Origin of the sequence: Bradyrhizobium sp. (assembly GCF_049581145.1) — a bacterium.
Lineage (GTDB): Bacteria > Pseudomonadota > Alphaproteobacteria > Rhizobiales > Xanthobacteraceae > Bradyrhizobium.
In genome coordinates, this window is the sequence record NZ_JBAURI010000728.1 from 1 (window position 1) to 1,577 (window position 1,577).

Here is a 1,577-nt window from a genome sequence, read left to right on the forward strand (position 1 = left end):
GAATAGCATCTAGCCATAAAGAAGAATCAACGGCAAGCGAAATGTCAGCGTCGCAAGATGGGGGGGAGGCCGCTGAAGCGGCCACCAAGGACGGTCGCGGACTGGTTCCCGCGGTCGAACGCGCTTGCCAGATCTTGGATCTCGTTTCGAAATCGCCTCAGGGTCTGAGCGCATCGGAGATTGCGCGACAAATCGGCATCGCCAAGAGCAGCGCGCACACGCTGTGCGCCACGCTTGCGCATCTCAATCTTCTGATTCGCCGCTCGGACCAGAGCTTTCATCTCGGTTCCCACTTCATGCGCTGGGCGAACGCGTTTTCGGAGCGGTCGGACGTGGCGGCGGAATTCGCCACGATCTGGGACGAGGGAACGCAGTTTCCCGGTGCGACGATCACGCTTTCGGTGCTGGAGGGGACCGAGGTCGTCTACATCGCCGCGCGCAATTCGCATTTTCTGCCAAGCTTCGAATTCAGGGTCGGCATGCGCTTGCCTGCGGCGTTCACGGCGACAGGAAAGGCGTTTCTCAGCTACATGAGCGACTTCGAGGTGAAGCGTCTGTTCGGCGAGGGTTTTCCGGCGCCTCTGACGGCGCGAAGCCCGAAGACCCTCGATCTCTTGCTCAAGGACATCGACGCCTGCCGCAAGCGCGGTTACACGATGGACGACGAAGGCGTGCTTGAAGGCATGGTGTGCTTCGGCTACCCGGTCCTGAACTCCCGCAATCGCCCGATCGCTGGCCTCGCCGTGAGTCTGCCGAAGCGCGACTTCGACGAGCCGGAGATCGAGAAGATCGTCACCAACGTGCGCGAGATCGCCCGGAAGATATCCAGTCGGCTCGGCGCAGACGTCTGAGCCTCTTTGCGATTGGTCGCGTTCGACCCGGGGCAAGGATCGAAGGGTGAGGAGCTCAGGCGCTCAGGCGGAGTGCAAGCAGCGCCATGGGCACGTTCGTCTCCCATTCGGCGAACGAATGCCACATATGCGAAGTTTTACGACCCCGCCATCAAGGCGGCTCCACTTACTCCTCTTTTGCTCCGGCGTCGGCGTCCGCAGGGCGCCAGATCCAGGGTCTTTACCACGCCGTCTTGCAGGAGCAGGGGGACTTGGCCGCGGCCAAACAAGCTACGGACGCGCCACGGATTCAGGCCAGATGGAAAACCTCCTCCAGATCCTCGGAAACCGGGCTGCCGTTCGGATTGGAAGGCATGATGTCCCGCATGTACTCCCACCACCGCCGACACGCGTCGGTGGTCGCGATCGCGTCTCACCGCTCGATGCTTTCGACTTCGACGTAGCCGAACAGGAGACTGCGCTTGCAATCCAGGTAGATCGAGTAGTTATGCGCCCCGTGCGCCGTGAGAACGGACTGAAGGTCCGGCCAGACCTCGTCGTGCCGCTTCCTGTATTCATCGTGCGCGGCCGGATCGACCGACATCAGAAAAGCCTTGCGGATCATCGCGCATTCTCCCCCGGCTAGATCCAGCTTTCGAGTTCGAGGGCCGACTCCAGCGGACGGACGCCGAACCGCTCCGCCAGGTCGCGCAGGCTCTGCGTGGTGATCGAGCGGCGCGCGCCGCC

At 62.3% G+C, this 1,577-nt stretch carries 1 protein-coding gene and 1 pseudogene; one reads left to right on the top strand and one right to left on the bottom strand.

What is annotated here, in order from left to right; genetic code table 11:
- Positions 1 to 41 precede the first annotated feature (41 nt).
- Positions 42 to 851 carry an IclR family transcriptional regulator gene (locus tag WCB02_RS23760; protein ID WP_423961991.1) on the top strand — a complete coding sequence of 270 codons (810 nt, stop codon included), beginning with the start codon at positions 42 to 44 and terminating at the stop codon, positions 849 to 851.
- 289 nt (positions 852 to 1,140) lie between these two features.
- On the opposite strand, the pseudogene rhaM reads toward WCB02_RS23760, so the two are convergent.
- A pseudogene (rhaM, locus tag WCB02_RS23765) lies at positions 1,141 to 1,455 on the bottom strand (L-rhamnose mutarotase).
- Between the last annotated feature and the right edge of the window lie 122 nt (positions 1,456 to 1,577).